This is a genomic window from Streptomyces sp. NPDC041135 (assembly GCF_055592085.1).
Genome location: NZ_JBVIYZ010000094.1, coordinates 1 through 2,228 on the forward strand (window position 1 = coordinate 1; position 2,228 = coordinate 2,228).

The following is a 2,228-nucleotide window of genomic DNA, read 5'->3' on the forward strand; positions in this document are numbered from 1 at the left end:
TGTCGGTGGTCTTCTAAAAGTGGACCAGTCTCCGACTTTGAGAATTGACCCCCTTCCGGGGTCTGGCTCGTTGAGCCAGACCGGGAGGATGGGTGATCGACGTGGAGGACTGGGCGGAGATCCGCCGGTTGCACCGGGCTGAGCAGATGCCGATCAGGGCGATCGCGAGGCATCTGGGGATCTCTCGGAACACGGTGCGGCGGGCCTTGAACAGCGAGGCGGCGCCGAAGTACCAGCGGGAGCCGCGGGGTTCGATCGTGGATGCGGTCGAGCCGCAGATCAGAGAGCTGCTGCAGCGGTTCCCCGAGATGCCCGCGACGGTGATCGCGGAACGGATCGGCTGGAGTCGTTCGTATGCGGTGATCAGGCGGCGGGTCCGTGAGCTGAGGCCGGTCTATCGGGCCGCGGACCCGGTCTCGCGGACCGGTTATGAGCCGGGGGAACTCGCGCAGTGCGACCTGTGGTTCCCGCCCGCCGAGATCCCGCTCGGCTTCGGGCAGACGGGGAGCCCGCCGGTGCTGGTGATCGTGGCCGGCTATTCCCGCTGGATCATGGCGAGGATGCTGCCCACCAGGTCCGCGGCCGACCTGATCGCCGGGCACTGGCGGCTGCTGACCGGGCTCGGGGCGGTCCCCAAAGCTCTGGTCTGGGACAACGAGGGCGCCGTCGGGGCCTGGAGGGGTGGCCGACCTCAACTGACCGAAGACTTCGCGGCGTTCGCCGGTCTGCTGGGCATCCGGATCATCCAGTGCCGCCCGGGAGACCCCGAAGCGAAAGGGCTGGTCGAGCGGGCCAACGGCTATCTGGAAACGTCGTTTCTGCCCGGCCGGGTCTTCGCCTCGCCGACCGACTTCAACGTCCAGCTGGCCGACTGGCTGGCCAAGGCCAACCGGCGCATCCACCGCACCCTGCAGGCCCGCCCGGCCGACCGGATCGATGCCGACACCGCCCGCATGCTGCCGATCCCGCCCGTCGACCCGCCCGGCTGGTGGCGCTCCAGCCTGCGGCTGCCGCGCGACCACTACGTCCGCCTGGACACCAACGACTACTCCATCCACCCGCTGGCCATTGGCCGCCGCATCGAGGTCAAGGCCGACCTGGACCAGGTCCTGGCGTTCTGCGAGGGCATGGAGGTCGCCCGGCATGCCCGCTGCTGGGCCCGCCACCAGTCGCTGACCGACCCGGCCCATGCAGCCGCCGCTGCGGCCGGCCGGGCGGCAGCCCGGCAGAGGTATGTGCCTGCCGACGAACTCGAGGTCGAGCAAAGGCCGTTGGAGACCTACGACCGCATCTTCGGCGTCATCGACGGCGGACTGAGCACCGGTGAAGGAGTCGCGTGATGGCCTCGAACAGCACGAGCAAGGCAGGCAAGATGACCGGCAACGGCCGTGACGTCACCTCCGAACTGATTTATCTGACCAAGGCGTTGAAAGCTCCGGCCCTGCGGGACGCGGCCGGCCGACTGGCTGAGCGGGCCCGCGCGGAGGAGTGGAGCCACGAGGAGTACCTGGCCGCCTGCCTGCAGCGGGAGGTCGCCGCCCGGGACAGCCACGGCGCCGAGGGCCGCATCCGGGCCGCCCGCTTCCCCTCACGGAAGTCGATCGAGGACTTCGACTTCGACCACCAGCGGTCGATCAAGCGGGAGACCCTCTCCCATCTGGGAACCCTCGACTTCGTCGCGGGCAAAGAGAACGTGATCTTCCTGGGGCCGCCGGGAACCGGGAAGACCCACTTGGCCACCGGCCTGGGCATCCGGGCCTGCCAGGCCGGGCATCGGGTCGCGTTCGCCACCGCGGCCCAGTGGGTCACCCGCCTCGCTGAGGCCCATCAGGCAGGCAAGCTCAGCGACGAACTCATCCGGCTCAGCCGGATCCCGCTGATCGTGGTCGACGAGGTCGGCTACATCCCCTTCGAACCCGAGGCCGCGAACCTGTTCTTCCAGTTCATCTCGGGCCGCTACGAACACGCGTCCGTGATCGTGACCAGCAACAAACCCTTCGGACGCTGGGGAGAGGTCTTCGGCGACGACACCGTGGCCGCCGCGATGATCGACCGCCTCGTCCACCACGCGGAAGTCATCTCCCTCAAGGGCGACAGCTACCGCATGCGCGGCCGCGACCTCGGACGGATTCCACCCGCCAACGCAGGGGAATGAACAACATCAACTGACCGACCGGGGGTCCATCTTCGGAGTCGAGCACCGGGTCAGCTTTCGAAGTTCACCGACA

At 68.6% G+C, this 2,228-nt stretch carries 2 protein-coding genes; both read left to right on the forward strand.

The window, feature by feature from the left end; translation table 11 throughout:
- Positions 1–92: 92 nt before the first annotated feature.
- Complete coding sequence (gene istA, locus ACZ6CZ_RS37960; protein WP_469030667.1) at positions 93–1,340, forward strand: IS21 family transposase; 1,248 nt, start codon at positions 93–95, stop codon at positions 1,338–1,340.
- Positions 1,340–2,155, forward strand: a complete 816-nt coding sequence (istB, locus tag ACZ6CZ_RS37965; protein WP_469030669.1) for an IS21-like element helper ATPase IstB — start codon at positions 1,340–1,342, stop codon at positions 2,153–2,155. Before istA ends, istB begins: the two co-directional genes overlap by 1 nt.
- The last annotated feature ends 73 nt before the right edge of the window (positions 2,156–2,228 follow it).

Excerpts from the sequence above, each read along its gene's own strand:
- istB (WP_469030669.1), top strand. The coding sequence starts at position 1,340 with ATGGCCTCGAACAGCACGAGCAAGGCAGGCAAGATGACCGGCAACGGC.